Below are 25,473 nucleotides of genomic sequence, written 5' to 3'. Positions count from 1 at the left end.
GGGGATTTACATGAATGAACTAGCTGGCGAATTGCTGACACTCAGTATCATGGCTTTTGCACTTGGAATGGATGCCTTTTCGGTTGGACTCGGCATGGGGATGATTCAGCTGAGATTCCGCCAGATCGTTTATATTGGACTTGTCATTGGGATATTTCATATGTTTATGCCTCTTTTTGGCATGTTAACAGGTCAGCTTTTATCTGGCTGGCTTGGGCTCCTAGCAACCTATATTGGCGGGGCGCTGCTTTTGGTGCTGGGTCTGCAAATGATCATCGCTTCTATCCGAAAAGAAGATAAGCCATTTATCGCACCTGTTGGGGCCGGTCTCGTTCTTTTTGCAACAAGTGTGAGTTTAGATAGTTTTTCCGTTGGCTTAAGCCTAGGGATTTACGGTTCTCGGGTGTTGATGACCATTTTATTGTTTGGCTTTTTTAGTATGATGCTCACATGGCTTGGATTATTACTCGGTAAACAGGTTCGGTCATGGGTAGGTTCATACAGCGGTGCGCTTGGCGGATTGATTTTACTAGCCTTTGGAATCAAATTATTATTTCCGCTCTAGCCAGTCTCCTTACATAACATGTAGAATGAAATGCTATATAATAGAAGAAAAGGAGGTCGAAAGATGAATATCTTATTTGTTTGTACGGGAAATACTTGCAGAAGTCCGATGGCTCAAGCCCTTTTTTCCTCCATTGCAGATGAAAAAGGCTTACAGGTCACTGTAAAATCAGCGGGCATCTTCGCCTCTGATGCAGGGAAGGCTTCTCCTCAAGCAGTCGAAGCATTATTTGAGAAAAGCATTCCACTGAATCACTCATCGTCTAAACTAACAGAAGAACTTCTTCGTGAAGCAGATTATGTCTTCACCATGACGATTCAGCATAAACAGTTGATTGTGGAGCAATATGCTCATGTGAAAGACAAGGTCTTCACTCTAAAAGAATTTGCGACAGGATCAGAAGGTGACGTGTCGGATCCATTTGGAGGGAGTCTCTCCATTTATCAGGAGACACGAGATGAACTAGAAACGCTATTGTATCAACTTGCTAAAAAGCTTAAACAGGATCACAAATCCTCATAAATGGACAACCTGTAAAACCGTTGCGCAAACGGTTTTTCTGCTTTTGTTTGCAAATGACTAGGCAGAGGTTAAAATATAACTGTAAATAAAGAATGAATGTAAGACATGACAGATTAACTCACCCTTAGGAGGAATTGCCCGATGAAAGTAGCCATTGCATCCGATCACGGCGGAACGAATATTCGTGAAGAAATCAAACAACTAATGGATGAATTAAAGATTGAATACATTGATATGGGTTGTGAATGTGGATCAGGTTCTGTAGACTACCCTGACTATGCTTTTCCTGTAGCCAATATGGTGGCAAACGGGGAAGTCGATCGAGGCATTTTAATTTGCGGGACAGGTATCGGTATGAGCATTTCAGCAAACAAAGTGAAAGGCATCCGCTGTGCATTGGCGCATGATACATTCAGTGCAAAGGCGACGAGAGAACATAACGATACAAATGTTCTTGCGATGGGAGAACGAGTCATTGGACCAGGATTGGCAAGAGAGATTGCTCACATTTGGCTGACAACAGAATTTACTGCAGGACGTCATGCTGTGCGGATTGGTAAAATCGCTGATTACGAAGAAAAGCACCTGTAAGGAGCGTTTAACATGAACATTGGTCAAGATTGGCTTGAGATGTTAAAAGAGTTTCATCAAACAGTTGAACTGCGAGCCGGCCACATTTTAGTGATTGGCTGCAGTACGTCAGAAGTGGCTGGCGAGCACATTGGGACAGCGGGAAGTGAGCAAATTGCTGAAGCTATTTATCAAGAGCTCGATCAACTGAGACGCGAGACAGGAATTGAATTGGCCTTCCAATGCTGCGAGCATTTGAATCGTGCCCTCGTTGTGGAAGAGGAGGTGGCGTACCGGCTTAACTTAGAAATTGTAGCGGCAGTACCTGTCCGTAAGGCGGGTGGTTCTATGGCGGCGCATGCGTATCAGCAAATGGAACACCCTGTGCTGGTTGAATCCATTTCAGCGCATGCAGGGATTGATATCGGTGATACATTCATCGGCATGCACTTAAAGCGGGTAGCCGTACCGGTCCGTCTCAGCCGTCATCAATTAGGACAAGCACATGTGACGTTTGCAAAAACTCGTCCAAAGCTGATTGGCGGAGAACGAGCCGTTTATACAAGTTCATAGTTCGGATATATTTCTAATATAATGTTGAATGATGAAGACGCTTCACCCTTTGAATATTCGGGTTTTCATAAAAAAGAAGTCGATTTTCCAAAAAAAACTTTTACATTTTACTCAAAAACCGTGTACAATGAGATGGTGAAAACATCGAATGGAAATAGATTGGAGAGGATTTCGCTGATGAAACATTTACCTGAGCAAGACGCACAAGTATTCAAAGCAATTCAACTAGAGCGGAAACGCCAGCAGGACAAAATCGAATTAATTGCATCAGAAAACTTCGTAAGCGAAGCAGTCATGGAAGCGCAGGGTTCTGTCTTAACAAACAAATATGCAGAAGGTTACCCTGGTAAACGCTACTATGGCGGCTGTGAACATGTAGACGTTGTAGAAGATATCGCACGTGACCGCGCAAAAGAAATTTTTGGCGCTGAGTATGTGAACGTACAGCCTCACTCAGGAGCTCAAGCGAATATGGCCGTATACTTTACAATCCTTGAGCATGGCGATACAGTGCTAGGCATGAACTTATCACATGGTGGGCATTTAACACATGGAAGCCCTGTAAACTTTAGCGGCGTACAGTACAACTTTGTAGAATACGGTGTAGATAAAGAAACACAACATATCGACTACCAAGATGTACTTGAAAAAGCACGTGAACATAAGCCGAAACTAATCGTAGCGGGGGCAAGTGCTTACCCACGTCAAATTGATTTCAAAAAGTTCCGTGAAATTGCCGATGAAGTCGGTGCTTACTTTATGGTGGACATGGCTCACATCGCGGGTCTTGTTGCAGCAGGTCTTCATCCAAATCCAGTTCCTTACGCTGATTTTGTGACAACGACAACTCACAAAACATTGCGCGGACCTCGCGGCGGAATGATTCTATGCCGTGAAGAGTTTGGTAAAAAGATCGACAAATCGATCTTCCCTGGTATTCAAGGTGGACCACTCATGCATGTGATCTCTGCAAAAGCTGTTTCTTTCGGTGAAGTATTGAACGGAGATTTCAAAACATATGCACAAAACGTGATTGATAACGCAAAACAACTAGCTGAAACACTTTTATCTGAGGATATTCAGCTTGTATCTGGTGGAACAGATAACCATCTTGTTCTCATCGACTTGCGCTCTCTTGGCATTACAGGAAAAATTGCAGAAAACGTTCTTGATGAAATTGGTATCACGGTGAACAAAAATGCAATTCCATATGATCCAGAGAAACCATTTGTTACAAGTGGTGTACGTGTAGGTACAGCAGCAGTGACAAGCCGTGGCTTCGATCAAGAAGCGATGAAAGAAGTCGGTTCCATTATTGCGCTGGCTCTGAAACATCATGAAGATGAAGCGAAATTAGAAGAGGCGAAAAAGCGTGTATCTGATCTGACAGCTCGTTTCCCTCTATATCAAGAATTAGATTATTAAGATGCAGACCCATTTGCCTATTTTTGGCATGTGGGTTTTTTTTGTAGGATTTGCGAATCATATTGAAAGATGATGTCTTTTTATGTAGAATTGTAGGAAGTGTGCAAAGTTCACCGGAAGATGACAGAAAAGGAGTTGTAGCAAGCAATGGCAAAGGTTTATGTATTTGATCACCCGCTTATTCAGCACAAACTTACATATATTCGTGACGTTCATACAGGAACAAAAGAATTTAGAGAGCTAGTGGATGAAGTCGCAACATTAATGGCATTTGAAATTACAAGAGACTTACCGCTTGAAGAGGTAGATGTAGAAACACCTGTACAAGTCGCTAAATCAAACGTGATCTCAGGTAAAAAACTCGGAGTTGTGCCGATTTTAAGAGCAGGTCTTGGAATGGTAGACGGGATTTTGAAGCTCATTCCAGCTGCCAAAGTGGGACATGTCGGTTTATACCGTGATCCGAAGACATTAAAGCCTGTTGAATATTATGTGAAGCTTCCATCTGATGTGGAAGAGCGTGAATTTATCGTAGTAGACCCAATGCTTGCAACGGGCGGATCAGCTGTAGAAGCATTAAACAGCTTGAAAAAACGCGGTGCGAAAAACATCCGCTTCATGTGTCTGATTGCTGCGCCAGAAGGTGTAGAAGAAATGCAAAAACATCATCCAGATGTTGATATCTACATTGCGGCATTAGATGAGAAGTTAAACGAAAAAGGTTACATCATCCCAGGTCTTGGTGATGCTGGTGACCGTATGTATGGAACAAAATAAGAATGATTCATGAAAAGCCCACATGCAAACGTGCATGTGGGCTTTTTTGAAAAATATGACAAACGGTTGATATCGTTCTTAGAAAAATCAATGTATACTGAACATTAGCAGTTTTTTTGCATGAATGTCACAACTCTCCTAAAGTTTGATGAAATTGTGAACATTTTGTGTGCTCTCTCATTATAGAAAAGTTTTTTAACTTTCAACGGATTGACACATCATAGACGCTATTGTATGCTAAACGAGGGTATTATGGTAAGGTTTTCATAGCCTATAGCACTCTACTAATCCTCATTGTGAACCCTTTAATAATCAGGGTTTGTATCAGCGAATGAAGCAGAATCCCATAGATCTAAAGATTTCAAGTCTGATTGCACAATTAGACCGATGGGTGATTGATTTTTTTCAAATAGGACGGCTTATCATAAGCGTCTTCTACGCAGTTTTCATCACCATTTATCACCTTTTTTACAATATTTTTCATCGGGAGTCAGATGAATGAACGATCCAAACGTCATTTTCCGCAGACAGAGTAAATATATGTTCTATTTATTGGCAATTTTTGTGTTTGGCTATGCCATGCCTGGTTTTAAACCACTGTTTCTTGGTTTCATTATCGGCACAATTTTTGCTTTCTTTAATTTATTCCTGCTTATTCGGAGAATGCATGCTTTTGATCGAGCAGTTAAAAAAGGAAAATCTATTCGTTCAATGGGAAGTACAGCCAGGTGGGCCAACGCAATTCTCGCAGTAGCGATTGCTTGGCGTTACCCTAACGAAGTTCATCTGGCAGGTGTTGTTATAGGATTAATGACAATATATCCTGTCATTATGATAGATTCCTTCATTCAACTTAAACGTTCTACTATGGAAGAGAGGTGAATACTCTTTGGGTCACAGTTCAAAAACTACAGAATTTTTAGGGTTAACGTTCAACTTATCCAATGTTCTCATGATTACGATTGCTAGTATCATCGTTCTTCTCATAGCGGTGCTGACTACTCGTGTTCTGGCTATTCGTCCGACAAAGGCGCAGAACTTCATGGAATGGATTGTTGATTTTGTTCGAAATATCATAGGTAGTTCGATGGACATGAAAACAGGAGCCCCATTTCTAGCGCTTGGCGTTACATTACTCATGTACATATTTGTTTCAAACATGCTTGGACTGCCATTCTCGATTACGGTCGATCACAACTTATGGTGGAAATCACCAACTGCTGATCCTGCAATCACAATGACACTAGCGGTTATGGTCATGGGATTGACACACTACTATGGTGTTAAAGCAAAAGGAGTCAAGGAATATACAAAAGACTACTTTAGACCAATCCCACTTTTAGTACCGCTGAAAATTATTGAAGAATTTGCAAACACATTAACACTTGGTTTGCGTCTTTATGGAAATATTTTCGCTGGAGAGATTCTTCTTGGTTTACTTGCAGGACTTGCGACTAATTTCTATTCGCAAAACCTTGCACTAGGTATCATTGGTACATTAGGTGCCATCGTGCCGATGATTGTATGGCAGGCATTCAGTTTGTTTGTCGGAACCATCCAGGCATTTATCTTCACCATGCTGACAATGGTGTATATCTCCCATAAAGTCAGCGACGAACACTAAAAAATTGAGAGTCCAAAAAGGACGTTATTTTAAAGGAGGAGCTTTTTAATGAATTTAATAGCAGCAGCAATTGCAATCGGTTTAGGAGCACTAGGAGCAGGTATTGGTAACGGTCTAATCGTATCTAAAACAGTTGAAGGAATCGCTCGTCAGCCAGAAGCTGGTAGAGAACTAAGAACTCTTATGTTCATCGGGGTAGCTTTAGTTGAGGCACTTCCAATTATCGCTGTCGTTATCGCATTCTTGGCATTCTTTGGTTAATATGTGAGAAGCGTTCTAATATGAATTTTAATGGCGAAGATCAGATTAGTTCGAAACTTCGCCATTCCTTTATGTTTTGTTTCTTAACATATTATTTAAAGAAGGGAGTTGCCGTACTAAATGTCTCAGTTACCAGTAGTTTTAGGAGCAGGTCTAAACACCGGAGATATCATATTCCAGCTGATCGCTATGCTCATCCTGCTTGCACTTTTAAAGAAATTTGCGCTTAAGCCTTTATTAGGGATTATGAAACAGCGTGAAGATTATATAGGAAATGAAATTTCAAGTGCTGAAGAAAAGCACGTTCAAGCTGAAAAGCTTCTTGAAGAACAACGTGTCTTATTGAAAGAAGCACGCGAAGAATCACATACACTCATCGAAAATGCGAAAAAGATTGGTGAGAAACAAAAAGAAGACATCATTCAAGCAGCACGTCAAGAATCAGAGCGCTTGAAAGAGTCTGCTAGAACTGAAATCGTGAAAGAAAAAGAACAAGCTGTGGCTGCACTGCGCGAGCAAGTTGCATCACTTTCTGTATTAATTGCTTCTAAAGTGATTGAAAAAGAACTTGATGAGCAAGCACAAGAGAAATTGATCCAAGAGTATCTTAAAGAGGCAGGCGAAAGCCGATGAGCGTGACTATTGTCTCTAAGCGTTACGCTTCTGCTCTTTTTGACATCGTTCTTGCTTCTTCGGCAGTAGACGAAACTGAAAAAGAGCTGAATGAGATCAAAAAAGTTCTCAAGGCTGACCAAGAATTAAATGACTTTCTTGTTCATCCGAAGATTACGGCAGACAAAAAGAAACATCTGATTGCAGAAGCTTTCAAAGGTGTTTCGACATATGTTTTGCACACAATGTATTTACTGATTGACCGTGGACGCACGAATATTTTTCCTGAAATGGCGTCTGAGTTTGTGAAACTTGCAAACCGTACGAAACAAATAGACGATGCGATCGTGTATTCAGTGAAACCGCTCAGCGGAGCTGAAATTCAATCTTTATCTGAAGTATTTGCCAAAAAAGCCGGAGTCACATCACTGCGTGTAGAAAACGTGATTGACAAGGATCTAATAGGCGGAGTGAAAATCCGTATCGGAAACCGCATTTATGACGGCAGTGTCAGCGGAAAGCTTTCCCGCATTGAACGTCAGCTTGCAGGCGAAAATCGTTAGAAGGGGTGAAACCTTAGTGAGTATCAAAGCTGAAGAGATTAGCGCGCTGATAAAGCAGCAAATCCAAAACTATCAATCTGAAATTGAAGTAAAAGATGTCGGTACAGTCATTCAAGTAGGGGACGGTATCGCGCGTGTACATGGCCTTGACAACATTATGGCAGGAGAGCTTGTTGAGTTCTCTAACGGTGTAATGGGTATGGCTCAAAACCTTGAGGAGTCTAACGTAGGTATCGTAATCTTAGGACCTTACAAAGATATCCGTGAAGGTGACGACGTAAAACGTACAGGTCGTATTATGGAGGTTCCAGTAGGAGAAGAGTTAATCGGACGTATTGTGAACCCACTTGGTCAGCCTGTTGATGGACTAGGTCCAATTTTAACAAGCAAAACACGTCCAATCGAAAGTGAAGCACCAGGCGTTATGGATCGTAAATCGGTACATGAGCCGCTTCAAACGGGAATTAAAGCAATTGATGCCTTGATTCCAATCGGACGCGGACAGCGTGAATTGATCATTGGGGACCGTCAAACAGGTAAAACATCTGTTGCAATCGATACGATCCTGAACCAAAAAGATCAAGACATGATCTGTATCTATGTAGCGATCGGACAAAAAGAATCAACTGTTCGTGGTGTTGTTGAAACACTTCGTAAGCATGGTGCGCTTGACTACACAATCGTTGTCACAGCTTCTGCATCACAGCCAGCTCCACTTCTTTACCTTGCTCCTTATGCAGGTGTAACGATGGGTGAGGAATTCATGTATAACGGCAAGCATGTGCTTGTAGTGTATGATGACCTTTCTAAACAAGCGGCAGCTTACCGTGAGCTTTCATTATTGCTTCGTCGTCCTCCAGGTCGTGAAGCATTCCCTGGTGATGTTTTCTATCTTCACTCTCGTTTATTAGAGCGTGCAGCGAAGCTTAGTGATGAAAAGGGTGGCGGTTCTATCACAGCATTGCCTTTCGTAGAAACGCAAGCTGGTGATATCTCTGCATATATCCCAACAAACGTTATCTCAATCACAGATGGACAGATCTTCTTACAATCTGATCTCTTCTTCTCAGGCGTACGTCCAGCGGTAAACGCAGGATTGTCTGTATCTCGTGTAGGTGGTTCTGCACAAATCAAAGCGATGAAAAAGGTAGCAGGTACACTTCGTTTGGATCTTGCTTCTTATCGTGAGCTTGAAGCATTCGCTCAGTTTGGATCTGATCTAGACCAAGCGACTCAAGCCAAATTAAACCGTGGTGCTAGAACAGTTGAAGTCTTAAAACAAGACTTGAACAAACCGCTGAAAGTTGAAAAACAAGTAGCGATTCTTTATGCACTGACAAGAGGATACTTAGATGATGTAGCGATTGCTGATGTCAAACGCTTTGAAGCTGAGTTATTCATGTACATTGAAGAAAACCATAAAGACTTGTTTGACACAATCTCTCAAACAGGAAACATGCCTGCTGATGAAGAGTGGAAAGCAGCGATCGAAGGCTTTAAACGTACGTTTGCACCAAGCAACTAATTAGTAATCTTTCCGAGAGAAAAAGATTCTCTTTTTCTCTCTTTTCACGTAAATGAACACGGATTCCTGAAAAAAGGTGGTGAAATCTTTGGCCTCATTACGCGATATTAAGTCAAGGATCACGTCAACAAAAAAATCGAGTCAGATCACAAAAGCGATGCAAATGGTATCAGCTGCGAAACTGAATCGTGCTGAAAATAATGCGAAGTCCTTTGTTCCTTACATGGAGAAAATCCAAGAAGTCGTTGCGGCAATCGCAACTGGAACAAGTGCTAAGCACCCAATGCTTCTTTCAAGACCTGTTAAGAAAACAGGGTATCTCGTCATTACATCTGATCGAGGACTTGCAGGACCTTTTAACAGCTCGATTTTACGTGCCGCTTACCAAGCCATTCAATCTCGACATCAATCTGCTGATGAATATGCGGTGATTGTGATTGGTAAAATCGGACGCGACTTCTTCAAAAAGCGTGGTATTCCAGTTATTTCTGAAGTCACAGGGCTTGGAGACGAAGTAGCGTTTGCTGATATTAAAGAATTAGCAAGCAGTACAGTACAAATGTTCTCTGATGAAGCGTTTGATGAACTTTACATGTTCTATAACCATTTCGTCAGTGCCATTTCACAAGAAGTAACAGAGAAAAAATTATTGCCGCTAACGGACCTTTCGGCCGCAGCGACACCAAATAAACGTTCCGCATCTTATGAGTTTGAGCCTTCTGAAGAAGAAATTCTTGAAGTTCTCCTTCCTCAATATGCAGAGAGTTTGATTTTCGGTGCGCTTCTTGACAGCAAAGCAAGTGAACATGCTGCAAGGATGACAGCAATGAAGAGTGCAACAGACAACGCAAAAGAATTGATCGACAGCCTGACACTCTCTTACAACCGTGCTCGTCAAGCAGCGATTACACAAGAGATTACAGAAATTGTCGGCGGAGCAGCTGCCTTAGAATAGAAATAATTGTCAGGAGGGAATGCAATGAAAACAGGACGCATCAGTCAGATCATGGGACCAGTCGTAGACGTTCGTTTTGAAGACGGTCACTTGCCTGAGATTTATAATGCGATCAAAGTTTCGCATAAAGCGGAAAGCGAAAGTGAAGTTGATATCGACTTAACTTTAGAAGTAGCACTACATTTAGGTGATGATACAGTGAGAACCATCGCAATGGCATCAACAGACGGTGTGAAGCGCGGTATGGAAGCTGTAGACCTTGGAAAACCAATTTCAGTACCAGTTGGTAACGTAACACTTGGACGTGTATTCAACGTACTGGGAGATAACATTGACTTAGATGAGCCACTTGGTGTGGAAGCGCAAAGAGACCCAATCCACAGACAAGCGCCTTCTTTTGATCAACTTTCTACAGAAGTTGAAATTCTTGAAACAGGTATCAAAGTTGTTGACCTTCTTGCTCCTTACATCAAAGGTGGAAAGATCGGTCTATTCGGTGGAGCCGGTGTTGGTAAAACCGTTCTGATTCAAGAATTGATCAACAACATCGCACAAGAACACGGCGGTATTTCTGTATTCGCTGGTGTTGGAGAGCGTACACGTGAAGGAAATGACCTTTACTACGAAATGAAAGATTCTGGCGTTATCGAAAAAACAGCGATGGTCTTCGGCCAAATGAACGAGCCACCAGGTGCACGTATGCGTGTAGCTCTAACTGGTTTGACAATGGCAGAGCATTTCCGTGATGAACAAGGTCAAGACGTATTGTTCTTTATCGATAACATCTATCGCTTTACACAAGCAGGTTCTGAAGTATCAGCCCTTCTTGGACGTATGCCTTCAGCGGTAGGTTATCAGCCAACTCTAGCAACAGAAATGGGTCAGCTTCAAGAGCGTATCACGTCTACAAACGTAGGATCGGTTACATCGATTCAAGCGATCTATGTACCTGCGGATGACTATACAGATCCAGCTCCAGCTACAACGTTCGCTCACCTTGATGCAACGACAAACCTTGAGCGTAAGTTGACAGAGATGGGGATTTACCCAGCGGTAGATCCACTAGCTTCAACATCTCGTGCCCTTGCACCTGAGATTGTTGGCGAAGAGCATTATGCGATCGCGCGTGAAGTTCAGCAAACATTGCAGCGTTATAAAGAATTGCAAGATATCATTGCCATTTTAGGTATGGATGAATTATCTGAGGACGATAAGCTTGTGGTACACAGAGCTCGTCGTGTTCAATTCTTCCTATCTCAAAACTTCCACGTAGCAGAACAGTTCACTGGCCAAAAAGGTTCTTATGTGCCATTGCAAGAAACTGTTAAAGGCTTCAAGGAAATCTTATCTGGTAAATACGATCACCTTCCAGAAGATGCATTCCGCTTAGTCGGCCGCATTGAAGAAGTGGTTGAAAAAGCCAAAGAGATGGGTGTAGAGGCCTAATCTGGTCCTTAGGAGGGTAAAAGCATGAAGACCGTTCAAGTCAATATCGTTACTCCCGACGGCCCAGTGTATGAAGCGGATGTGGAAATGGTCAGTGTAAGAGCAGAAAGCGGTGAGCTTGGGATTTTAGCTGGCCACGTTCCAATGGTTGCTCCGCTAAAAATCGGTGCAGTTCGCTTAAAACATAGTGGATCAACTGAATTGGTTGCAGTAAGCGGTGGATTTGTTGAAGTTCGCCCCGAAAAAGTAACCATTCTTGCTCAGGCTGCTGAAACATCAGACAAAGTTGATGTCGATCGTGCAAAATCAGCGAAACAGCGTGCTGAAGAGCATTTGAACCACCCGAATGAAAGTGATGTACGCAGGGCGGAACTCGCATTAAAACGGGCATTAAACCGTTTAAATGTAGCAGGGAAATAAAACAGTAAATCCTTCTTATCACTGTGATAAGAAGGATTTTTTTTAGGATGACATGAGAGACTGATACATCGACACATACGGATGAGATGCTTGCTTTTCTAGATATAACTGCTCGCAAAATTGCGTACTGCAATGCCATGTTTTATTATTTCTGCGTAAGCCAAGCGTATATTGGTGCGAAGAGTCCATATAAGGCCGCACGACCCAGTCAGCATCTGAATGATGACGGATGACAACTTCTCCTAAATACACACTCATCATCGCTTCTAATGCATCTATTGGCATTTTCCACTCAGCAAAAAGCTGCTGACGGAAGGCATCGAAGTATAATGACTCTAACTGATAAAGGCTTTCCTCTGAGTAATCCAAAGAAATGTTATGAAAATGACACAATTGTGCTAATTCTTCTAGCTGTGTCTGTCTATAATCAAAGTAGAAAGCAATGGCTTCCCATTCATGTTCAAATGAGGGAACCAGTTCTCCGTACAAATCAACAAAGTCAGGAAAAGAATCTTTCAAATATGATCAGCTCCTTCCACCGCAGTATATCATCTCCTTCGCATCAGAATAAGAGGGGATTCACTCTAAATGTAGCTCTTTTTTCCAAATGATTCATCTTTCCGATTTTGGAGGATATAATGAAAGGGAGTTTTCCTTTACAGAAATCAATAAAAGGAGGATTCAAGTGTATGGAAGACGTAGGACAACAAGCAATTGTCAGTATTGTGATCCACCTATTTTTTATTGCCATTACGTGGTGGGCATTGCTTGCGGTGAATATCGATCCACTGATTAAAAAAGGAAAAATTATTCAAGCTAGATTGCTCATGATGCTGATCACGATTGCTATTGCATCGGCAGTCAGCAATTTCTTTCTTGATTATTTAAATTTCTCCAGACAAATCCCTTATATGTTTTAACATAAAAGGTTTGGTCACTGCCTTCTGCGGGAACGTAAAAAGAAGTGTCAAAAATATGGCCTTTGATGACTTTTCCACGTATGCATTGATCTCCTTGCGGCAACACTTGTAGCAAGGGGGAATGACAAGTGAGAAAGTGTTTAAAAGGTTGGCCATTATTTGCATTTATTCTTTTTTTTGTTCTGATGATTCAAGGTGTTCGGGCGGAAGAAACATCCACGCTCGCCCAAATAGCAGAAGGTATGAAAAACCAGCAAATCGAAGTAAGTGGATGGACGCTTCATGCCAAAACAAATATAGACATTTCATCCGAACAATTTTCAAAAAAAGTGAAACGTTTGAAAGACGAACTACGACAGTATGAGTGGACCGAAAAAAAAGAGAAACATGTCACCAAAGTCACAGGAATTTACAAAGATGAAAAAAATGATACATTATCGAAAATTTTACTCGTGAAGACCGACACAAAATCAAACCAAAAGTCGTATTTATTATATGAGCAAAAAGGTGCTCGCCCACTGAATACCTGGGAGCATACATATGATCAGTTCGTACGTCATGCAAAAAGCATATTACAAGAAAAATTTGTGATTTTTACTTGTCTCGATGGTCATGTAAATGGTATGATGGATGTTGTTTTGCAAAAAAAAGCTGAAATGATAGCAAATGAATTTCAAGCAAAACCTGTTGAGTATCTCGTTGAGTCTAATTTTGTGTCGCTTTCCGCTTACACAGAGAAGTGGGAACAGTTCATTATGACTTCAAATGATAAAATGAATGTTCAAATTGCCATCAGAAGTTCGGAAATGAACGAAAATCATACGATTACGGTTGGCACACCAATCGTAACGACTGAATATTAATATAGAGAATTTGGGACGCGGAGGGGAAGACCTTGGAAAAAATCATCGTCCGCGGCGGTCAAAAGTTAAACGGCACAGTTAAAGTAGAAGGCGCAAAAAATGCCGTTTTACCAGTTATCGCTGCATCTTTGTTAGCAAGTACAGAAAAAAGCGTAATTTGTGATGTACCTACGCTCTCCGATGTATATACAATCAATGAAGTGTTACGTCATTTAGGAGCAGAAGTACATTTTGAAAATAACGAAGTATCAGTAGATGCATCTCATGCACTAGAAACTGAGGCTCCGTTTGAGTACGTCCGTAAAATGAGAGCATCTGTGCTCGTCATGGGACCACTTTTAGCTAGAACAGGTCATGCAAGAGTTGCATTACCTGGTGGTTGTGCGATTGGTTCAAGACCAATTGATCAGCATTTAAAAGGCTTTGAAGCAATGGGAGCTAAAATTCAAGTAGGTAATGGTTTCATCGAGGCTGAAGTAAATGGCCGTTTAAAAGGTGCAAAAATCTATTTGGATTTCCCAAGTGTAGGGGCAACTGAAAACATCATCATGGCAGCAGCATTGGCTGAAGGAACGACGATTTTAGAAAACGTAGCAAAAGAACCTGAAATTGTTGATTTGGCAAACTACATCAATGCCATGGGCGGTAAGGTTCGCGGTGCTGGAACTGGTACAATCAAAATCGAAGGTGTAGAAACACTTCACGGTGCAAAACACAACATCATCCCTGACCGAATTGAAGCTGGTACGTTTATGGTGGCAGCAGCCATTACTGAAGGGAATGTTCTTGTAAAAGGCGCTGTGCCTGAGCACATGACTTCACTTGTGGCGAAAATGGAAGAGATGGGTATTCAGATCATTGAAGAAGAAGAAGGTTTAAGAGTCATTGGACCATCTGAGCTCAAGCCAATCGATCTAAAAACAATGCCGCATCCTGGTTTCCCAACGGATATGCAATCTCAGATGATGGCGCTATTGCTTCGTGCGAACGGAACAAGCATGATCACAGAAACTGTGTTTGAAAATCGTTTTATGCATGCTGAAGAATTCCGCCGCATGAATGGCGATATTAAAATTGAGGGTCGCTCTGTGATAATCAATGGACCTGTTCAACTTCAAGGTGCTGAAGTGGCAGCGACTGATTTAAGAGCAGGAGCAGCACTTGTACTTGCTGGATTAGTGGCAGAAGGTCATACACGTGTCACTGAATTGAAGCATATTGACCGTGGATATGTGAACTTCCACCAAAAACTAGCAGCAATCGGTGCAGACATTGAAAGAGTAAATGATGAATCAGCAGATGTGACACAAGAACAAGTTGTATCAGATCTAAACGCATAATCATAAAAGAAATCAGTGTGTCCATTTGGGCATGCTGATTTTTTTTAGAATCATAGACTGGTTGCATTTTCAAAAGCTTATCATTAGTGTATCCAATCATTTTAAATTTTATTCATAAAGACGAACAGTAAATCAAATGATGAAGAGCACAAACATATCAGCAAAAGACTTGTCCAATGAATGAAAGAAGCTGTCATATTAGCTTGTCCTTGCCCATAGGATAAAAGAGATTCAATGACAAATGGGGGCAGCCAATATGAAACCAATGATATGGACAATCGCAGGAATTTGCATCATCATTTTAATGATTCCAACCTTACTCGTGTTGCCGACGTTCCAAGGAAAACCAGCAGCCAGCCAACACGTAGCAGCAGAACCATCAGTTAAAAAAGAAGTGAAAGGTTCAGTCAAATTGAAACAATCACCCGTCTCCATTCCCGTCTACCGTTCAGCGCATCAGCAGGTAGAAAACATCCCCTTAGAAGAGTATGTGATCGGTGTCGTCGCTTCTGAAATGCCAGCCGATTTTGAAATAGAGGCGCTCAAGGCACAGGCACTCGCCGCTAGAACGTATATCGTCAGACAAATGATCATTGATAAAACCGTCAAATCTCCACAGGGTTCTCTTGTAGATGACACCCAAATGTTCCAAGTGTACAAAAATAAACAGGAACTGAAGAAAATTTGGGGAAAAGCGTACAATTGGAAATTAAAAAAGGTCACAGAAGCGGTCGCCAGTACACAAGGGAAAGTACTGACGTATGACGAAAAACCAATTGATGCTTCCTTCTTTTCAACAAGTAATGGGAAAACCGAAAATGCAGAAGCTTATTGGAAAAATGAAATCCCTTATTTGAAAAGCGTCTCAAGCAAATGGGACGAAAAATCACCCAAATTCCAAAACAAGAAAACCATCACAGTGAGCGAATTTCAGCAAAAACTGGGTGTGACCCTTGGCCAGCAGCAGGTGGGAGAAATTGTAGAACGAACACCAGGCAATCAAGTAGCCAAAGCCGTCATTAACGGAAAAACATTGTCGGGCAGAGACATTCGCGAATCACTAGGATTGCACTCTGCAGACTTTACATGGGAACGAAAGGGTCAGCAAATCGTGATTACGACAAAAGGGTATGGCCATGGTGTGGGCATGAGTCAGTATGGTGCACATTATATGGCACAGTCAGGCAAAAAAGTAGAGGCGATCGTGAAACATTATTATCAAGGGATAAAAATTGAATCAGCTGATCGCTTTCTGAACACATATATGGCTAAGAAATAAAAGCAAAGGTGCCTCAAAATGGGGGCATCTTTTTTTATGTGTGAAGAGGTTTGAACAGAATGTGACAAATTGCGACTTAAGGCGCACCTCAGGAAATCTTAAACATTTACATCCCGACAAGAACCGATGGCCGATACAAAGCCCCTCGAAAGAATGAGAAAACGAGGGTGACAAAAGAGTCGTTAGGTGAATATATCTAGACATCTGACAGAATTTTAGTGATTTTGATGAAAGAGAAAAAGGGATCGAGTCCTATACCATTCCAAGACAGAATATTTTACGATTAAGATGTTTCAATCAAATACATAAGGAGGAAGGAAAAGCATGTTGAAAAAAGTATTTACACTCGTAACCTTAGCTGTATTGACATTATCAATGTCAATCTCTTCACCAGTATTTGCAGAAGCAGCATCAGCCAAAAAACATAAGAAAGATGTAAGAGTGACGATCTTACTTGATGCAAGTGGAAGTATGGCAAGAAAAGTGGATGGAGAGCGCAAATTCGATTTAGCAAAACAAGAGGTATTTAAATTTGCTCAGTCTCTTCCGAAAGATGCTAAAATCCGTATGAGCTTGTTTGGGTCTGAAGGAAACAACAAAAACTCAGGTAAAGCCCAATCATGTGAAGTCATTAGAGGCGTTTATGGCGTTCAGCCTTATGAAAAGGATAGTTTCGAAAACTCTCTAAACGGTCTTGGACCAAATGGCTGGACACCGATTGCACGTGCTCTTGAAAGTGCAAAGCAAGCGGATAAGCAGCTTCATAAGGGAACAAAACACATTGTGTACTTAATTACTGATGGTGAAGAAACTTGTGGTGGAGATCCAGTAAAAGTAGCGAAAGAGCTTCATAACTCAAAAGGATCTACTGTAGTCAATGTGATTGGATTAGACTTTAACGATGGCTATGAAGGTCAATTGAAGCAAGTAGCTAAAGCTGGTAAAGGTCATTACTACCAAGCAAGCACAGGGAAAGAAATGGGTTCTATCCTTACAGCAGAATCATTAAAACTACACGAATAACTTGCTGAAGAAAAGGGAAACGATTGATTGATGCTTTCGTTTCTCTTTTTCTGTACAAATGAAAAAAAGGGAGATTTTTTAATGAAAAGAAATATTATATTAACCATTTTAGCGAGTCTTGTTCTGCTTCTTTCTTCACCAGCTCATGCTGTAACGAAAAAGGAGCCTGCTCATGTGGTGATTTTACTTGATTTAAGCGGAAGCATGGCACAATCGGTTGAAGGCGAAAAGAAAATCGATATCGCAAAACGCTCGATCCAAAGTTTCGCAAGTATTTTATCAGAAGATACACAAGTCTTGCTTCGTGTTTTTGGTCATGAAGGAACGAATAAAAATGCAGGAAAAGCCGTTTCTTGTGCAAGTTCCGAAGCAGTTTATGGATTTGGAACATATGAGCAAGCAACCTTTCAACAAGCGCTAAATGTGTATGGTCCAACAGGATGGACACCACTTGCCAAAGCATTAACTGATACGAAACAAGATTTTGAAGATCACCAAGCTAAAGGAAAAAATATTGTATATGTTGTCAGCGATGGTGAGGAAACATGTGGCGGAAGCCCATCACAAGCAGCAAAGCAATTACATGAAGAAGGGATTGACACAATCGTCAATATCATTGGCTTCGATGTAAATGAAAAAGAAGCAAAAAGTCTAAAATCTGTTGCCAAAGCTGGTGGTGGACAATATCAACCAGCAGCAAATGCAGAAGAATTGAATCATATTCTTCAAAAAGAAGCGAACTCTTTTGGTCAATAGGATGTGAATAGACAGCTGGGGAGAAACCCCCAGCTGTTTTTTCATTAAGGATCAATAAGGATCAATTTAAAGTCGTTTCCAATTCATCAATCCGTTTCTCCACGTAGTGCTGATCTTTTCTTGCATGAAAGGTTTCGGCTTTTTCTAATATTGCGGTGGTATTGTATTCTGGAATCTGAGAATAGCTTTCGTAAACCCCTTTTGGTATTAACACGTTTCCTTCAGGCCAATAAACTGCGATATTTCCACGTTTCAGCTCTCCGAATTGAGCAACTCCTTGGTAGGATCCGTATTGATTAAAAAGGACAACGGGATCGCCTTCTTGGACGTAAAGCTCTTTCGCATCTTCTTCATTCATCAAGATAGAATGCCGCTTTCCACCATTAAAGGCATCCTTTTCACTGTAAATCATAGAGTTGAATTGCTTGCCTCGTCTTGTCGTGATATTGAAATGCTCCTCAGTTTTTCGGTATTGAGGCAGCTGTGCTGGGAGCAGGTGTCCTTTTCCATCCGGTGTTGGACACACCCCATCTTCGCAAAGCCATGCGCCACCCCATTGAAAGACATCCCCTTTATGACGCAAATGCTGGATCCCATCATAGTTCCGATTTGCGATGGCAATCTCACGACGAATGTCTTCAGCATGGTCAAAATGAATCAGCTTCGCGTCTTCTGGGCGAACTCTTTTTGCTAGGTCAATATAAATGTCCCATTCAGCCCTGGCTTCTTCAATGCGAGGTCCTTCAATTTCCGGACTGAAATACACCATGCGTTCCGTACTGGTTGATGTACCGCCGCCTGGCTGTTCATATCTTGTCATTGCAGGCAGAACAATCACAGTCTCTTCTGCTTCTACCAGTGTAGAGGTGTTCAAAATAATATCTTGATGGACACGGAGTTCAAGTTCGGATAGTGCTTTTTCAATCGCTTCAGGATTTGGCATCGTTTCTAAAAAGTTTCCACCGCTAGTAAACAGCATCTTCAGCTTTTGCGGGTGTTCTTTTGGAAGAGCCATTTTTTCAAATGATTGCCCAATCGTGTCACCATGCCATTTTGGAATATCAAATCCCCATATCTTCTCGATTCTTTTAATATTCTCTTCATCAAAATCACTGCCGGGCAATACGAATGGATCGGCACCCATTTCGCCTGAACCTTGGACACCGCTATGGCCACGAATAGGCATAACGCCACAATGTTTTCTGCCAATAAATCCGCGTAACATCGCAAGGTTTGCGACTTGTGATATATTATCAGTTGCAAAGCGATGCTGAGTGAGACCCATACTCCAAATAAACACGCCTGAATTGGCATTGGCAAGCAGTACAGCGAATTCCTTCATTCTTTCTTTAGTTAAGCCTGACGATGCTTCGAGATCTGACCATTTTAACTGAGTGACATGCTGCTTTACATCTTTTATGCCGGTTGTATGCGCTTGGATAAATTCATGATCAAGAGCGGAATGGGGCGCTTGCTCCTCCATATCAAACCAATGTTTGATGACACCATTCATAAACGCAATATCGCCGCCTATATTGACTTGATAAAAATCATCCGCTATTTTTGTGCCGAATAAAGCACTTTCTGGAATAGAAGGGACCCAATATTTTTCCATTGCAGGCTCTTTATATGGATTGATGACAATGATTTTGGTTCCTTTCTTTTTAGCGGCGTACATATATTTAGTCGAAACCGGCTGGTTGTTTGCTGCAACAGAGCCCCAAAATATCAATACATCTGTTCCAATCCAATCACTGTAATTACAGCTGGATGCACCTATACCAAGGGAGCGTTTTAGAGCGGTTTTGCTTGGTGAATGGCAAATACGAGAAGCATTATCGATATGATTTGTTCCAATAAATCGCGCAGCTTTCGCCGCAGTATAGTACACTTCATTTGTAATCCCTCTAGCCGTTAAATAGAAAGCAAGCTGACGTTTATCAATGGATTTGATTTTAGCGGCGATTTGATCTAATGCATTAACCCAAGAAATGCGTGTAAAAGCATTCTCACCTTTTTTTCGAATCAGGGGATAAGGAATACGCCCAAGTTTTCGAAGAGACGTGCTATCCATTTGTTTGAGCCGCTCAATATCTTCGAACCATTTTGGATCAATAGCTGGCATTGTGTTAAGCCGTAGCACATTCAGTCTTGTAGTGCATATATGGGGTCCTGCTAGTGTTTGATCGTATAAACCTGATACACCAAGAGCACAGCCGTCACAAACGCCCTGAGTCAATATACGGTACGCATAAGGGAGATTATCTTTGTTCTCCCATGCCACTTTCATCGTGTCTCGAATGTGTTTCGGTTTTACTTTTCCGAGCCCCATAGGAGCAAAAGAGGCCCATAGCTTTGGTGAGGGTTTTTTGTTGAGTTTAATAGGCCCCTTGTGTTTTGTTTTTCCCATGATATCGTCACCCTCCTATCATTTTGTAAAGCGTTTTCATATCTAAAAATTACCTGTAGATTGTCATTCTGTCAAATTCATCTTAAGAGCGGACCGTGACAGAAGAAGGAGCAGTAAGATTTGATTCACGAAGTTGTTTAATATCCTTCCGAATGAGAAGAGATATGATAAACGCAATGAAAAATAGGCCAGAGAAGACCATGAGACTTTGTGTGTAATTGCCTGTAATGTCACGAATAAAGGAGGAAAATAAAGGTCCTGCTAAACCAGCAGCGGCCCAAGCGGTGAGAATATAACCGTGTATGGCACCTAGCTGCTTGGTACCAAATAAATCTCCGATATAGGCTGGAATTGAAGCAAACCCTCCTCCGTAGCACGTATAAATGATCGCCATCACGATTGAAAAGATGAGCGGTTCTTTTAAGTAGGGAAGTAAGGGAAAAGCAATGAGCTGTATAGTAAAGAAAATCGTATACGTATTTGGCCTTCCGATATAATCAGAGAAGGATGCCCATCCGATCCGTCCTAGCCCATTAAAAGCACCTAAAATTCCAACAAGAGTAGCTGCTGCACCCGCCGTGAAACCAACACTTTCTTGAGCAAGCGGTGATGCTACAGAAATAATAGCAATTCCGCATGTGATATTAATAAAGAGCATGACCCACAAATAATAAAAACGCCGTGTTTTAATGGCTTCATTTGCGGTGAGCTGTGATAAATCTTGAGGAATTTTCCTTTGGCTTGTTTTTAGCACGTTAAATTGTTTGACATCATCAGGTGTTGGTGGTGATAAATAAAGAGATGAAACGACCATGATAATAAAATAAGAGATTCCGAGAATATAGAAGGTATTTGCAATATCAACTTTTTCAATGAGTAATTGAATAATGGGACTGCAAATCAGAGAAGCAAATCCAAAACCCATAATGGCTAAACCCGTTGCGAGTCCTCTTCGATCTGGAAACCATTTGACTAATGTTGATACTGGAGCAATATAGCCTACACCTAATCCGATTCCAGCGAGTACACCATAAAATAAATAGAGGAGAGGTAATGAAGACATGTGGACAGCAAACCCTGATCCAGTCATCCCAATGCCGAAGAAAATAGCTGAGAAGAGCCCTGATGCCCTCGGCCCATACTTTTCAACGAAATGCCCCATAAAGGCAGCTGATAAACCTAAAAATAAAATAGCGATGCTAAATGTCAGGCTTATTTCTGTTAATGACCATTGAAAGGTTTGATGTAAAGGATTCGTAAAAACACTCCATGCATAAACAGATCCGATAGATAAATGAATCCCCACAGCACTTGTAGCGATCAGCCAACGATTTTTTGTTTTATTCATTGTGTTCCCTCCATATAAAGCAAACAAAAAGTTTGATAAGATAGAAATATGTTACATTTTTATGACTTTTTAAAATAATATCACAATTCGTCTGGTTCATATAACTAAATTTGTGTTGAAAGGAAGATCAGATCATGAATCCTTCTGTTAAAACGAAACGGCGCATACACCAATATCGCAAAGGTCAAATGACATGTAAAACAGATGAAGTTGTAGAAGAATTCCCTTTAACCGTGCTGGTGAATGGTGAAGAGTTTGTCACACTCGTTTGTTCACCGGATCATTTGAAAGAATTGGTGATCGGTTTTTTAGCTTCAGAAGGAGTCATTCGATTTGAAAAAGAGATTAAAAGGTTTACAATAGATGAAAGTATGGGTTTTGCATATGTTGACTTACATCACACAACTCAGTTCCAATCCTCAGATTTTACAAAACGAGTGATCGGATCTTGCTGTGGGAAAGGAAGACATTTTTATTTTCTCCAAGATGTGAAGACGGCAAAAACAGCCATTGACCGAATCAGTATTTCTGCTGAAACTTGTATTCATTTAATGAAATGTTTACAGGAGGAAAGTCAGTTATTTCAACATACTGGTGGTGTCCATAATGCTGGACTGTGTGATACAGAAAAGCTATTCATCACTAGGACGGATATAGGACGGCATAATGCGTTGGATAAAATCTATGGATATTGTTTACTTCATAAAATCCCACTGAGAGATAAAATCCTTGTATTTAGCGGCCGGATATCATCTGAAGTTCTGTTGAAGGCAGCAAAATTAGGAGTATCAATCGTCATATCAAAATCAGCTCCTACTGAGTTAGCACTTAAAATGGCAGAAGAATTAAATATAACAACAGTTGGATTCGTAAGAGGAGAATCTTTTAATATCTATACTCATCATCAGCGTATTACAGAATAGGAGGCTAAGTATGGTCAGTATTTTGGATAAAAGACATCGACCATTGCGCGATTTAAGAATATCCGTAACAGATCGCTGTAATTTTAGATGTACGTACTGTATGCCTGCTGAAATCTTTGGACCAGATTATCCTTTTTTAGATAAAGAAGAGCTGCTTAGCTTCGAGGAAATTGAACGACTTGCTGCGCTTTTTGCAAAGGAATTAGGTGTGGTGAAATTACGTATTACAGGCGGTGAACCTTTAATGCGTAAAGATTTGCCCGTTTTGATAGAAAAACTCGCAAAAATTCCAGGTATTGAAGACATCGCGATGACAACCAATGGAACGCTGTTACCTTTGTACGCAGATAAGCTAAAGAAAGCAGGTCTGAATAGAGTCACCATTAGTTTAGATTCTTTAAATCCAGATCGTTTTAAGCAGATGAATGGAAGACACATTTCCATCCAAAAAGTATTTGATGGGATAGAGGCTGCAAAAAAAGCTGGACTTGCTATTAAGATCAATATGGTTGTCCAAAAAGGTGTGAATGATCAAGATATCTTACCAATGGCAGCCTATTTTAAAAAAGAAGGACACATTCTACGATTTATTGAATTCATGGATGTTGGCAATACGAACAAATGGAATCTCAAACATGTATTGACGAAAAAAGAGATTATGGAGCTAATTCATTCAAAATACCCTATCAAACCAGAACCCCCTCGATATCAAGGGGAAGTAGCCAATCGTTATTTTTATGAGGATGGGTCAGGAGAGATTGGCATTATTTCTTCCGTTTCAGATGCTTTTTGTGGATCGTGTAATAGAGCTAGACTATCTGCACGTGGCGAATTATTCACCTGTCTTTTTGCATCATCGGGCTTTGATCTGAGACAATTCATCCGTAATTCAGAAAATGATGAATATCTAGTGAACATATTGAAGGAACTTTGGTCAAACAGACAGGATCAATATTCAGCTGAGAGAGAGCAAAAGAAAGATCAGAAAAAAGTTGAGATGTCCTACATCGGCGGGTAATGACAACAAAGTATCATGATCATCGATTTTTGAAAAGAAGAGAAAATGCTATAATCACTGTTGAAAATCTTCTTTTAACATCAGGATAATATTTCCTATAAGGCTCGGCCCCATAAAAAAACAGCAGAGATTCTGCTGTTTTTTAAAATGTTATTTTGTACCTCAAAATTGACAGAGTAAGGATGAAAAAGAGATTTTTATTCATTTTGTCCTGCTTTACATTGACAGGAACTATGCTAAGATCAAATCAATCTTTACCAACTCGATTTTTTTACTCCTGGAATCTGTCCTTTATAGGCAAGCTCACGAAAAGCAATTCGAGACATTTTAAATTTTCTCAAGTAACCTCTAGGACGGCCAGTTAATTCACAGCGGTTTTTTAAGCGAGTGGGTGAAAAGTCTCTAGGTAGTTTCTGCAAAGCTTCATAGTCACCTTTTTCTTTTAGCTCTTTCCTTAATTGTGCATATTTCAAAACGAGCTGCTGCCGCTTTTTTTCTTTTGCTATTTTTGATTTCTTTGCCATTTAAAACCCTCCTGGTTTAAGTGTGTATGTTCCATTGAAAGGGGTCTTCAAACGTTGTCCAATCTTGATCAAATTCTTCAGGTGTAAGTAAGCATTGATCTAGTGTACGAATAATATCTGCTTTAGGTAAATCTACACCGATAAAGACAAGTTTTGTATGTCGATCACCAAACTCTGCATCCCACTCATCTAGAATGTCTGGTTCCTGATTTAAGATCCGTGATCGTTCTTGCTCAGGCAAGGCAGCAATCCAGTATGCGATTGGTTCAATTGCCACAGATTTTCCAGCTTGTGAAATTAAAATGGTTAAATCATGATGTGTCGCTAGCCATGTAAATCCTTTCGCTCGAACGATTTGCTCTGGCATTTGATCTAACCATGCATTCAGTCTGCCAGTATGAAAAGGGAGCCTTCTTTCATAAACAAAAGATGATATTTGGTATTCTTCTGTTTCAGGCGTATGCTGAGAGTGTCCAGCATTAATTTCTTTGATCCAGCCCGCAGAAGCACTAGATTTTTCAAAATCGAATAAACCAGTATTCAAAATATCACTAGGTTGTACGTTACCTTTAGAGGTTCTAATAATGGCTGCTTCTGGTTGAAGTTTGGTTAACACGTGCTCAAGCCGATCTAGTTCTGATGCTGATACAAGATCACATTTGTTGATAATGAGCACATCACAAAATTCAATTTGATCAATAAGTAAATCGGAAATCTCTCGTTCATCATCATCTGAAACTGCTTCTTTACGATCCAATAAACTTTCTCCTGACTGGAAATCTGTCCAGAAACGGTTTGCATCTACCACCGTTACCATCGTGTCTAATCTGCAAAAACGTGTCAAGTCTATGCCCATTTCTTCATCAATGTAAGAGAAAGTTTGAGCGACAGGAATTGGTTCACTAATACCTGTAGATTCAATGACAATATAATCGATATTCCCAGCCTTACAAAGGCGTTCTACTTCAATTAATAAATCTTCTCTCAATGTGCAACAAATACAACCATTAGATAGTTCAACCAGTTTCTCATCTGATCGAGAGAGTTCGCCGCCTTGCTTAACTAATTCCGCATCAATGTTTATTTCACTCATGTCATTGACAATAACAGCTACTTTTAGGCCTTTACGATTTTGAAGAACATGATTTAATATCGTGGTTTTTCCAGCTCCTAAAAAGCCGCTTAGAACTGTGACAGGTATTCTTTTATCCATTTGATTTAGTCCTTTTGA

At 40.8% G+C, this 25,473-nt stretch carries 28 protein-coding genes; 23 read left to right on the top strand and 5 right to left on the bottom strand.

From position 1 onward, the window contains the following. Window positions 1-10: 10 nt before the first annotated feature. The 15 genes from AC0VYC_RS17150 to AC0VYC_RS17080 all read left to right on the top strand — a co-directional run bounded on the left by AC0VYC_RS17150 (window position 11) and on the right by AC0VYC_RS17080 (window position 11,838). Entirely contained in the window at window positions 11-565 is a 555-nt protein-coding gene (locus AC0VYC_RS17150; RefSeq protein ID WP_017360043.1) for a manganese efflux pump MntP, read from the top strand. A 63-nt stretch (window positions 566-628) separates the two neighbouring features. Further along, window positions 629-1,087, top strand: coding sequence for a low molecular weight protein arginine phosphatase (locus AC0VYC_RS17145; RefSeq protein WP_165379183.1), 459 nt, complete (start codon window positions 629-631; stop codon window positions 1,085-1,087). A gap of 141 nt (window positions 1,088-1,228) precedes the next feature. Further along, on the top strand, window positions 1,229-1,678 hold the full coding sequence (rpiB, locus tag AC0VYC_RS17140) for a ribose 5-phosphate isomerase B (protein WP_003214714.1): 450 nt from the start codon (window positions 1,229-1,231) through the stop codon (window positions 1,676-1,678). Between the two features lie 12 nt (window positions 1,679-1,690). After that, window positions 1,691-2,230: a TIGR01440 family protein gene (locus AC0VYC_RS17135; protein ID WP_100324687.1), complete on the top strand. Its 540-nt coding sequence runs from the start codon at window positions 1,691-1,693 to the stop codon at window positions 2,228-2,230. Between the two features lie 177 nt (window positions 2,231-2,407). Continuing rightward, entirely contained in the window at window positions 2,408-3,655 is a 1,248-nt protein-coding gene (glyA, locus tag AC0VYC_RS17130; protein ID WP_024718755.1) for a serine hydroxymethyltransferase, read from the top strand. Between the two features lie 147 nt (window positions 3,656-3,802). Continuing rightward, window positions 3,803-4,432: a uracil phosphoribosyltransferase gene (upp, locus tag AC0VYC_RS17125; RefSeq protein WP_003214553.1), complete on the top strand. Its 630-nt coding sequence runs from the start codon at window positions 3,803-3,805 to the stop codon at window positions 4,430-4,432. A gap of 498 nt (window positions 4,433-4,930) precedes the next feature. Then, entirely contained in the window at window positions 4,931-5,314 is a 384-nt protein-coding gene (locus AC0VYC_RS17120; protein WP_007497639.1) for an ATP synthase subunit I, read from the top strand. Window positions 5,315-5,321: 7 nt separating this feature from the next. Continuing rightward, window positions 5,322-6,056, top strand: a complete 735-nt coding sequence (gene atpB, locus AC0VYC_RS17115; protein WP_007497637.1) for a F0F1 ATP synthase subunit A — start codon at window positions 5,322-5,324, stop codon at window positions 6,054-6,056. Between the two features lie 48 nt (window positions 6,057-6,104). Next, the gene (gene atpE, locus AC0VYC_RS17110) at window positions 6,105-6,317 is read left to right on the top strand and encodes a F0F1 ATP synthase subunit C (RefSeq protein WP_003214968.1); all 213 of its coding nucleotides are present in this window, start codon (window positions 6,105-6,107) and stop codon (window positions 6,315-6,317) included. Window positions 6,318-6,437: 120 nt separating this feature from the next. Continuing rightward, the gene (gene atpF / locus AC0VYC_RS17105) at window positions 6,438-6,950 is read left to right on the top strand and encodes a F0F1 ATP synthase subunit B (protein ID WP_007497634.1); all 513 of its coding nucleotides are present in this window, start codon (window positions 6,438-6,440) and stop codon (window positions 6,948-6,950) included. Further along, a complete protein-coding gene (locus tag AC0VYC_RS17100; RefSeq protein WP_007497632.1) occupies window positions 6,947-7,492 on the top strand; it encodes a F0F1 ATP synthase subunit delta in 546 nt (181 codons plus the stop codon). Before atpF ends, AC0VYC_RS17100 begins: the two co-directional genes overlap by 4 nt. Window positions 7,493-7,508: 16 nt before the next feature. After that, entirely contained in the window at window positions 7,509-9,017 is a 1,509-nt protein-coding gene (atpA, locus tag AC0VYC_RS17095) for a F0F1 ATP synthase subunit alpha (RefSeq protein WP_008343398.1), read from the top strand. A gap of 88 nt (window positions 9,018-9,105) precedes the next feature. Beyond that, window positions 9,106-9,972, top strand: a complete 867-nt coding sequence (locus tag AC0VYC_RS17090) for a F0F1 ATP synthase subunit gamma (RefSeq protein ID WP_007497628.1) — start codon at window positions 9,106-9,108, stop codon at window positions 9,970-9,972. A 24-nt stretch (window positions 9,973-9,996) separates the two neighbouring features. After that, a complete protein-coding gene (gene atpD / locus AC0VYC_RS17085) occupies window positions 9,997-11,418 on the top strand; it encodes a F0F1 ATP synthase subunit beta (protein WP_008343395.1) in 1,422 nt (473 codons plus the stop codon). 24 nt (window positions 11,419-11,442) lie between these two features. Continuing rightward, on the top strand, window positions 11,443-11,838 hold the full coding sequence (locus tag AC0VYC_RS17080) for a F0F1 ATP synthase subunit epsilon (RefSeq protein ID WP_008343393.1): 396 nt from the start codon (window positions 11,443-11,445) through the stop codon (window positions 11,836-11,838). A gap of 42 nt (window positions 11,839-11,880) precedes the next feature. Here the strand turns inward: AC0VYC_RS17080 and AC0VYC_RS17075 are convergent, their stop codons facing one another. Further along, entirely contained in the window at window positions 11,881-12,357 is a 477-nt protein-coding gene (locus tag AC0VYC_RS17075; RefSeq protein ID WP_045033929.1) for a hypothetical protein, read from the bottom strand. 170 nt (window positions 12,358-12,527) lie between these two features. Here AC0VYC_RS17075 and AC0VYC_RS17070 point away from each other — a divergent pair, with 170 nt between their 5' ends. From AC0VYC_RS17070 to AC0VYC_RS17045, 6 genes are all read left to right on the top strand, one after another. After that, complete coding sequence (locus AC0VYC_RS17070) at window positions 12,528-12,758, top strand: DUF1146 family protein (protein ID WP_025208130.1); 231 nt, start codon at window positions 12,528-12,530, stop codon at window positions 12,756-12,758. Window positions 12,759-12,886: 128 nt separating this feature from the next. Then, complete coding sequence (locus AC0VYC_RS17065) at window positions 12,887-13,621, top strand: YwmB family TATA-box binding protein (protein WP_035389789.1); 735 nt, start codon at window positions 12,887-12,889, stop codon at window positions 13,619-13,621. Window positions 13,622-13,653: 32 nt separating this feature from the next. Beyond that, window positions 13,654-14,961 carry a UDP-N-acetylglucosamine 1-carboxyvinyltransferase gene (gene murA, locus AC0VYC_RS17060; protein WP_007497616.1) on the top strand — a complete coding sequence of 436 codons (1,308 nt, stop codon included), beginning with the start codon at window positions 13,654-13,656 and terminating at the stop codon, window positions 14,959-14,961. A 256-nt stretch (window positions 14,962-15,217) separates the two neighbouring features. After that, the gene (gene spoIID, locus AC0VYC_RS17055) at window positions 15,218-16,240 is read left to right on the top strand and encodes a stage II sporulation protein D (RefSeq protein WP_008343381.1); all 1,023 of its coding nucleotides are present in this window, start codon (window positions 15,218-15,220) and stop codon (window positions 16,238-16,240) included. A gap of 324 nt (window positions 16,241-16,564) precedes the next feature. Further along, window positions 16,565-17,263 (top strand): VWA domain-containing protein, encoded by a 699-nt coding sequence (locus tag AC0VYC_RS17050; protein ID WP_008343379.1) that lies wholly within the window; start codon window positions 16,565-16,567, stop codon window positions 17,261-17,263. An 81-nt stretch (window positions 17,264-17,344) separates the two neighbouring features. Then, window positions 17,345-18,019 carry a VWA domain-containing protein gene (locus AC0VYC_RS17045; protein WP_025208129.1) on the top strand — a complete coding sequence of 225 codons (675 nt, stop codon included), beginning with the start codon at window positions 17,345-17,347 and terminating at the stop codon, window positions 18,017-18,019. Between the two features lie 61 nt (window positions 18,020-18,080). On the opposite strand, the gene AC0VYC_RS17040 is transcribed toward AC0VYC_RS17045, so the two are convergent. Beyond that, window positions 18,081-20,429: an FdhF/YdeP family oxidoreductase gene (locus tag AC0VYC_RS17040; RefSeq protein WP_475388898.1), complete on the bottom strand. Its 2,349-nt coding sequence runs from the start codon at window positions 20,427-20,429 to the stop codon at window positions 18,081-18,083. An 82-nt stretch (window positions 20,430-20,511) separates the two neighbouring features. Continuing rightward, window positions 20,512-21,777 carry an L-lactate MFS transporter gene (locus AC0VYC_RS17035; RefSeq protein ID WP_342502287.1) on the bottom strand — a complete coding sequence of 422 codons (1,266 nt, stop codon included), beginning with the start codon at window positions 21,775-21,777 and terminating at the stop codon, window positions 20,512-20,514. 134 nt (window positions 21,778-21,911) lie between these two features. Between AC0VYC_RS17035 and fdhD the strand changes: the two genes are divergently transcribed. After that, window positions 21,912-22,700, top strand: coding sequence for a formate dehydrogenase accessory sulfurtransferase FdhD (gene fdhD, locus AC0VYC_RS17030; protein ID WP_024718748.1), 789 nt, complete (start codon window positions 21,912-21,914; stop codon window positions 22,698-22,700). 10 nt (window positions 22,701-22,710) lie between these two features. Continuing rightward, window positions 22,711-23,718: a GTP 3',8-cyclase MoaA gene (gene moaA, locus AC0VYC_RS17025; RefSeq protein WP_268381904.1), complete on the top strand. Its 1,008-nt coding sequence runs from the start codon at window positions 22,711-22,713 to the stop codon at window positions 23,716-23,718. 254 nt (window positions 23,719-23,972) lie between these two features. On the opposite strand, the gene rpsN is transcribed toward moaA, so the two are convergent. Both rpsN and AC0VYC_RS17015 read right to left on the bottom strand, forming a co-directional pair. After that, the gene (rpsN, locus tag AC0VYC_RS17020) at window positions 23,973-24,242 is read right to left on the bottom strand and encodes a 30S ribosomal protein S14 (protein ID WP_268361061.1); all 270 of its coding nucleotides are present in this window, start codon (window positions 24,240-24,242) and stop codon (window positions 23,973-23,975) included. A gap of 16 nt (window positions 24,243-24,258) precedes the next feature. After that, on the bottom strand, window positions 24,259-25,455 hold the full coding sequence (locus AC0VYC_RS17015; protein WP_041091417.1) for a GTP-binding protein: 1,197 nt from the start codon (window positions 25,453-25,455) through the stop codon (window positions 24,259-24,261). Window positions 25,456-25,473 lie beyond the last annotated feature (18 nt).

This window comes from Bacillus sp. iso_77 (assembly GCF_056173625.1).
This window is presented reverse-complemented; position numbering and strand designations above follow the sequence as displayed.

What these genes read in the sequence shown, in the direction of transcription:
- atpE (WP_003214968.1), top strand. Translation starts at nt 6,105, where the DNA reads ATGAATTTAATAGCAGCAGCAATTGCAATCGGTTTAGGAGCACTAGGA.
- AC0VYC_RS17120 (WP_007497639.1), top strand. Translation starts at nt 4,931, where the DNA reads ATGAACGATCCAAACGTCATTTTCCGCAGACAGAGTAAATATATGTTC.
- glyA (WP_024718755.1), top strand. Translation starts at nt 2,408, where the DNA reads ATGAAACATTTACCTGAGCAAGACGCACAAGTATTCAAAGCAATTCAA.
- moaA (WP_268381904.1), top strand. Translation starts at nt 22,711, where the DNA reads ATGGTCAGTATTTTGGATAAAAGACATCGACCATTGCGCGATTTAAGA.
- AC0VYC_RS17040 (WP_475388898.1), bottom strand. Translation starts at nt 20,429, where the DNA reads ATGGGAAAAACAAAACACAAGGGGCCTATTAAACTCAACAAAAAACCC.
- AC0VYC_RS17100 (WP_007497632.1), top strand. Translation starts at nt 6,947, where the DNA reads ATGAGCGTGACTATTGTCTCTAAGCGTTACGCTTCTGCTCTTTTTGAC.
- AC0VYC_RS17070 (WP_025208130.1), top strand. Translation starts at nt 12,528, where the DNA reads ATGGAAGACGTAGGACAACAAGCAATTGTCAGTATTGTGATCCACCTA.
- AC0VYC_RS17135 (WP_100324687.1), top strand. Translation starts at nt 1,691, where the DNA reads ATGAACATTGGTCAAGATTGGCTTGAGATGTTAAAAGAGTTTCATCAA.
- AC0VYC_RS17035 (WP_342502287.1), bottom strand. Translation starts at nt 21,777, where the DNA reads ATGAATAAAACAAAAAATCGTTGGCTGATCGCTACAAGTGCTGTGGGG.
- AC0VYC_RS17045 (WP_025208129.1), top strand. Translation starts at nt 17,345, where the DNA reads ATGAAAAGAAATATTATATTAACCATTTTAGCGAGTCTTGTTCTGCTT.
- rpsN (WP_268361061.1), bottom strand. Translation starts at nt 24,242, where the DNA reads ATGGCAAAGAAATCAAAAATAGCAAAAGAAAAAAAGCGGCAGCAGCTC.
- atpF (WP_007497634.1), top strand. Translation starts at nt 6,438, where the DNA reads ATGTCTCAGTTACCAGTAGTTTTAGGAGCAGGTCTAAACACCGGAGAT.
- spoIID (WP_008343381.1), top strand. Translation starts at nt 15,218, where the DNA reads ATGAAACCAATGATATGGACAATCGCAGGAATTTGCATCATCATTTTA.
- fdhD (WP_024718748.1), top strand. Translation starts at nt 21,912, where the DNA reads ATGAATCCTTCTGTTAAAACGAAACGGCGCATACACCAATATCGCAAA.
- AC0VYC_RS17050 (WP_008343379.1), top strand. Translation starts at nt 16,565, where the DNA reads ATGTTGAAAAAAGTATTTACACTCGTAACCTTAGCTGTATTGACATTA.
- upp (WP_003214553.1), top strand. Translation starts at nt 3,803, where the DNA reads ATGGCAAAGGTTTATGTATTTGATCACCCGCTTATTCAGCACAAACTT.
- AC0VYC_RS17145 (WP_165379183.1), top strand. Translation starts at nt 629, where the DNA reads ATGAATATCTTATTTGTTTGTACGGGAAATACTTGCAGAAGTCCGATG.
- rpiB (WP_003214714.1), top strand. Translation starts at nt 1,229, where the DNA reads ATGAAAGTAGCCATTGCATCCGATCACGGCGGAACGAATATTCGTGAA.
- AC0VYC_RS17015 (WP_041091417.1), bottom strand. Translation starts at nt 25,455, where the DNA reads ATGGATAAAAGAATACCTGTCACAGTTCTAAGCGGCTTTTTAGGAGCT.
- AC0VYC_RS17150 (WP_017360043.1), top strand. Translation starts at nt 11, where the DNA reads ATGAATGAACTAGCTGGCGAATTGCTGACACTCAGTATCATGGCTTTT.
- AC0VYC_RS17080 (WP_008343393.1), top strand. Translation starts at nt 11,443, where the DNA reads ATGAAGACCGTTCAAGTCAATATCGTTACTCCCGACGGCCCAGTGTAT.
- atpD (WP_008343395.1), top strand. Translation starts at nt 9,997, where the DNA reads ATGAAAACAGGACGCATCAGTCAGATCATGGGACCAGTCGTAGACGTT.